General features: G+C 66.7%; 5 protein-coding genes. All 5 read left to right on the top strand.

The features are described 5' to 3' along the window. Positions 1-1,051 (top strand): dihydroxy-acid dehydratase (locus MIC448_RS05065; protein ID WP_036296956.1); only part of this gene is annotated, 1,051 nt, incomplete at its 5' end. Positions 1,052-1,131: 80 nt separating this feature from the next. Beyond that, on the top strand, positions 1,132-2,934 hold the full coding sequence (locus MIC448_RS05070; RefSeq protein ID WP_036296963.1) for an acetolactate synthase large subunit: 1,803 nt from the start codon (positions 1,132-1,134) through the stop codon (positions 2,932-2,934). A gap of 2 nt (positions 2,935-2,936) precedes the next feature. Continuing rightward, positions 2,937-3,446, top strand: a complete 510-nt coding sequence (gene ilvN / locus MIC448_RS05075; RefSeq protein ID WP_036296958.1) for an acetolactate synthase small subunit — start codon at positions 2,937-2,939, stop codon at positions 3,444-3,446. Positions 3,447-3,549: 103 nt separating this feature from the next. Continuing rightward, positions 3,550-4,575, top strand: a complete 1,026-nt coding sequence (ilvC, locus tag MIC448_RS05080) for a ketol-acid reductoisomerase (protein ID WP_036296960.1) — start codon at positions 3,550-3,552, stop codon at positions 4,573-4,575. A gap of 357 nt (positions 4,576-4,932) precedes the next feature. After that, a partial coding sequence (locus tag MIC448_RS05085; RefSeq protein WP_051513175.1) for a CAP domain-containing protein occupies positions 4,933-5,513 on the top strand: 581 nt, incomplete at its 3' end.

The raw sequence follows: 5,513 nt of genomic DNA on the forward strand, positions 1-5,513 counted from the left end.
CGCGGAGGCCCTCGGGCTCAGCCTTCCCGGATCCGCGGCGCCGCCCAGTGCAGACCGCCGGCGGGATTCGTTTGCGCATCGCTCCGGCGAGGCCGTCGTCAACCTGCTGCGCCTCGGCATCACGACCCGCGACATCCTCACGAAAGAAGCCTTCGAGAACGCGATCGCGCTCGCCATGGCCCTCGGCGGCTCGACGAACGTCGTGCTGCACCTGCTCGCGATCGCGCACGAGGCGGACGTCGACGTGACGCTGCACGACTTCAACCGCATCGGCGACAAGGTTCCGCACGTCGCCGACATGAAGCCCTTCGGCAAATACGTCATGAACGATGTGGACCGCCATGGCGGCATCCCGGTCATCATGAAGGCGATGCTCGAGGAGGGCCTTCTGCACGGGGACGCTCTGACGGTCACCGGCAAGACGCTGGCCGAGAACATCCGCGACCTCGATCCGCGTCCGATCGACGGGACCGTCATCCACACCTTTGACGACCCCATCCATGCCACTGGCGGCATCACGATCCTGCACGGCTCCTTGGCCCCCGAGGGAGCGGTCGTGAAGACGGCTGGCTTCGATGCGGCGGTCTTCGAGGGTCCCGCGCGGGTCTTCGAGCGCGAGCGCGGGGCAATGGATGCGCTCGAGGCCGGCGAAATCAATCCTGGCGAGGTTCTCGTGATCCGTTACGAGGGCCCGAAGGGTGGCCCCGGAATGCGCGAAATGCTCGCGATCACCGCCGCCATCAAGGGGGCCGGGCTCGGAAAAGATGTACTACTCTTGACGGACGGACGATTCTCAGGCGGCACAACCGGCCTCTGCATCGGCCACATAGCACCCGAAGCGGTGGACGCAGGTCCCATCGCCTTCGTGCGCGATGGTGATCTGATACGGGTCGATATCGCAGCTCGCACTCTCGACCTACTCGTCGATGAGGCTGAGCTCAGCTCCCGCCGCTCTGGCTGGGAACCGCTGCCCCCGCGCTACACCCGAGGCGTTCTGGCCAAGTATTCCAAGCTCGTGCACTCCGCCGCGGAGGGCGCAGTTACGGGATAGCCCGCGTCCGACGGATGCGGCGTTCGTCGGCCATCTGCCGGCGATTCATCACAGTCATTCCGATCGCAAGGATTCTCACCATGCCCGCCGAATCTGCCACGGCCATTCCCCGGCCGCCCGCTCGCACCGCGTCCGCGCCCGTGCTCACGGGTGCGCAGGCGGTCGTCCGCTCTCTCGAGCTGCTCGGCGTCACCGACGTCTTCGGTCTGCCGGGCGGAGCGATCCTGCCTGTCTACGACCCGCTCATGGACTCGACCGATCTGCGCCACATTCTCGTGCGCCACGAGCAGGGTGCTGGTCACGCCGCAGAGGGTTACGCCTCGGCATCCGGACGCATCGGTGTCGCCATCGCGACGTCGGGTCCGGGCGCGACCAACCTCGTCACCGCGATCGCCGACGCCTACATGGACTCGGTGCCGATCGTCTGCATCACCGGTCAGGTCTTCAGCACGCTGATGGGAACGGATGCCTTCCAAGAGGCCGACATCGTGGGTATCACGATGCCGATCACGAAGCACTCGATCCTGGTCAAGAAGGCCGAAGACATCCCGGCCGCGATCGCCTCGGCGTTCGAAATCGCGGGCACCGGTCGCCCCGGTCCCGTGCTCGTCGACATCACGAAGGACGCGCAGCAGGCCGAGGCGCCGTTCATTTGGCCGCCCAAGATCGACCTGCCCGGCTACCGTCCGGTGACTAAGGCCCACGGCAAGCAGATCCAGGCCGCGGCCCAGCTGCTCGCGGCCGCGAAGAAGCCCGTGCTCTACGTCGGTGGTGGCGTGATCCGTTCGAAGGCATCCGCCGAGCTGCTGCGCCTGGCCGAAGCGACGGGTGCGCCGGTCGTCACGACGCTCATGGCGCGTGGTGCCTTCCCCGACTCGCATCAGCAGCAGCTGGGTATGCCCGGCATGCACGGCACGGTTCCCGCGGTGCTCGCGCTGCAAGAGGCCGACCTGCTCGTCTCGCTCGGCGCGCGGTTCGATGACCGTGTGACAGGCAAGGCAGCGCTGTTCGCCCCGAATGCCAAGGTCGTGCACGTCGACATCGACCCGGCCGAGATCGGCAAGATCCGTGCCGCGGACGTGCCGATCGTGGGTGACCTGCGCGACGTACTGGTCGACCTGGAGGGCGCATACGCTGCAGCTGCGGCCGAAACGACCCCCGACATCTCGGAGTGGTGGTCGTACCTCGACGGCCTGCGCGACGAGTTCCCCCTCGGCTACGCCCCGACGACGGATGGCCTGATGGCGCCGCAGTACGTGATCCAGCGGATCGGAGAGCTGACCGGCCCCGAGGGCATCTATGCCTCGGGCGTGGGACAGCACCAGATGTGGTCGGCGCAGTTCATCAAGTACGAGCGGCCGAACGCCTGGCTGAACTCCGGCGGCGCCGGCACGATGGGCTACTCGGTTCCCGCCGCGATGGGCGCGAAGGTTGCCGAACCCGACCGTGTCGTGTGGGCGATCGACGGTGACGGATGCTTCCAGATGACCAATCAGGAGCTCGCGACCTGCACGATCAACAACATCCCGATCAAGGTCGCGATCATCAACAACTCCTCGCTCGGCATGGTGCGCCAGTGGCAGACGCTGTTCTACAACAGCCGCTACTCGCACACCGACCTGAACACGGGTCACGACACCATGCGGGTGCCGGACTTCGTCAAGCTCGCCGAAGCGTACGGATGCCTCGCCATCCGTGTCGAGAAGGAAGAAGACGTGGACGCGGCGATCAAGCTCGCGCTCGAGACGAACGATCGACCCGTCGTGATCGACTTCGTCGTGAGCGCCGACTCGATGGTGTGGCCGATGGTGCCCCAGGGCGTCAGTAACAGCTTCGTCCAATACGCGAGAGAGCACTCGCCGGCCTTCGGACAGGAGGACTGACCGTGAGCAAGCACGTCCTGAGCCTCCTCGTGGAGGACAAGCCGGGTCTTCTGACGCGCGTCGCCGGCCTGTTCGCACGCCGTGGCTTCAACATCGAGTCCCTCGCCGTGGGCGTCACCGAGGTGCCGGGTCTGTCGCGCATCACGGTCGTCGTCGACGTCGAAGAACTGCCGCTCGAGCAGGTCACGAAGCAGCTCAACAAGTTGATCAACGTGATCAAGATCGTCGAGCTCGACTACTCGACATCCGTCCAGCGCGAGCACATGCTCGTCAAGGTGCGCGCCGATAACTCCACCCGCTCGAACGTCATCGAGGTCGTGAATCTCTTCCGCGCCTCGGTCGTGGACTACTCGACCGATGCGCTCGTGATCGAGGTGACCGGCGACCACGGCAAGATCGACGCGTTCCTGCGCGCCGTCGAGCCGTTCGGAGTCAAGGAGCTGGCCCAGTCGGGCTTGCTCGCGATCGGTCGCGGCGGCAAGAGCATCACCGAGCGCGTCCTGCGCGGCTGACCCATCCTCGGTCGCTGAGCTTGTCGAAGCGACCATGAACAGACCAGGATCCCTTCGACAGGCTCAGGGACCGAGCACCTCAAACAAGGAGAAATACATCACCATGGCCGAGATCTTCTACGACTCCGACGCCGACCTCTCGCTCATCCAGGGCAAGAAGGTCGCGATCGTCGGCTACGGCTCCCAGGGACACGCGCACGCACAGAACCTGCGCGACTCGGGTGTCGAGGTCGTCATCGCCCTCAAGGAGGGGTCGAAGTCTGCCCCCAAGGCCGAGGAAGACGGATTCCCCGTCAAGACGGTCGCCGAGGCTGCCGAGTGGGCCGACCTCATCATGATCCTCGCGCCCGACCAGCACCAGCGCGGCATCTACAAGAACGAGATCGCGCCGCACCTGACCGCCGGGAAGACCCTCGCGTTCGCGCACGGCTTCAACATCCGCTTCGGCTACATCGACGCCCCCGAGGGTGTCGACGTCATCCTCGTCGCGCCGAAGGCCCCCGGTCACACGGTGCGTCGCGAGTTCGTCGCGGGTCGCGGCATCCCCGACATCATCGCCGTGGAGCAGGATGCCTCGGGTCAGGCCTGGGACATCGCCAAGTCGTACGCCAAGGCCATCGGTGGCACCCGCGCGGGCGTCATCAAGACGACCTTCACGGAAGAGACCGAGACCGACCTGTTCGGTGAGCAGGCCGTGCTCTGCGGTGGTGTTTCGCAGCTCGTCCAGTACGGCTTCGAGACCCTGACCGAGGCCGGCTACCAGCCGCAGATCGCCTACTTCGAGGTGCTGCACGAGCTCAAGCTCATCGTCGACCTCATGTGGGAGGGCGGCATCGCCAAGCAGCGCTGGTCGGTCTCCGACACCGCCGAGTACGGCGACTACGTCTCGGGCCCCCGCGTGATCGACCCGCACGTCAAGGAGAACATGCAGGCCGTTCTCGGCGACATCCAGTCCGGCGCCTTTGCCGAGCGCTTCATCGGCGACCAGGATGCGGGAGCCCCCGAGTTCCTCGCGCTCCGCGAAAAGGGTGCCCAGCACCCCATCGAAGAGGTCGGCCGTGAGCTGCGCGCCCTCTTCGCATGGAAGCAGCAGGACGCCGACTACACCGAGGGCAGCGCTGCGCGCTGACCTCGGTGTATCAACCGGCGCTCAATTGTGATCGCTCTCGCGATCACCGAGGGCAGTGCCGCGCGCTGACCTCGGCCGCTGAGCACAGCTCGGCCCGATAGACCAGTCGTCCCACCAGGCTCGGCTGAGCCCGGCCGTCACGCCCCCGCAACCCGGGGTGTGGCGGCCGGGCCTTTTTTGTCCTCGCCGGACATCCGGGAGGTAGGACGTGCCCGGCAACCCGGAATATGGTCGATTTCCGCCAGCTTCGATGGATTGTCCCTCTGAGATGTCCGGAGCTCGTCACGCACGCCGACACGACTCATCGCCCGGGCGCGGAAGCGGTGGTGCTGGTTGATCGTCGCTTAGCGTGGATTTATGCGCGTTCTCGACCATGATCCGAACCCTGCCCCGTGGCGGGTCAAGTCGGTCTTAGCCCGTCTGGTCCTGACGGCGGCCCTCGTACTGGGGATGGGAGTCGCAGGAGCGGCGACGCCGGTCGCAGCATACGACGAAGGCACGATCGTCGCCCTGGCGAACGAGGCGCGCGCCCAGAACGGCCTCGGCGGGCTGGTCCGCAACGGTTCGCTCGACGCGGTCGCGCTGAACTGGGCCAATCAGATGGCGGCGAGTGGCACGCTGTCGCACAACCCGTCGGTCGGATCACAGATCCCCGGCGGATGGCGCGGCTGGGGCGAGAACGTCGCCCAGGGCTACAGCAGCGGATCTGCCGCGCACAGCGGTTGGATGAACTCGTCGGGGCACCGTGCGAACATCCTCGGCAACTTCACCGACATCGGAACCGCGCTCATTCAGGCGAACGGAACGACGTGGGCCGTGCAGGTATTCGCGAACTATCCCGGCAGCGGGCTGCCGGCTCCGGCTCCGGCCGCGCCGGCCCCTGCGCCCGCGGCACCGGCGCCTGCGCCCGCTCCCGCGGCCCCGGCACCCGCGGCCCC

Origin of the sequence: Microbacterium sp. C448, from assembly GCF_000582705.2 — a bacterium.
Taxonomy (GTDB): domain Bacteria; phylum Actinomycetota; class Actinomycetes; order Actinomycetales; family Microbacteriaceae; genus Microbacterium; species Microbacterium lacus_A.

What these genes read in the sequence shown, in the direction of transcription:
- MIC448_RS05070 (WP_036296963.1), top strand. Translation starts at nt 1,132, where the DNA reads ATGCCCGCCGAATCTGCCACGGCCATTCCCCGGCCGCCCGCTCGCACC.
- ilvC (WP_036296960.1), top strand. Translation starts at nt 3,550, where the DNA reads ATGGCCGAGATCTTCTACGACTCCGACGCCGACCTCTCGCTCATCCAG.